Annotated in this window: 1 protein-coding gene; it reads left to right on the forward strand. The window is 76.4% G+C overall.

Features of this window, described 5'->3' with window-relative positions; translation table 11 throughout:
- Positions 1-27: 27 nt before the first annotated feature.
- On the forward strand, positions 28-208 hold a 181-nt coding region (locus tag G3I65_RS57490; protein ID WP_160698035.1), incomplete at its 3' end, for a DUF917 family protein.

Genomic DNA, 208 nt, shown 5'->3' on the forward strand with positions numbered 1-208 from the left:
CGCTGAGCTCGTCTACTGTGGTCAGTCATGCGCATCACCGCCGGTGACGTGGCCGCCCTCGAACGCGGGGTGGCCCTGCTCGGGTCCGGCGGTGGCGGGGACACCGTCACCGCCGCCGTGCTGCTGCGCCGGCTGCTCGCCGATGGCGGCGCGCTCGAGGTTTCCCCGGTGGCGGAGCTGGCCCCGGCGGCCCGGGTGGTGCCGGTCG

Source organism: Amycolatopsis sp. SID8362, assembly GCF_010550475.1.
Classification (GTDB): Bacteria; Actinomycetota; Actinomycetes; order Mycobacteriales; family Pseudonocardiaceae; genus Amycolatopsis; species Amycolatopsis eburnea.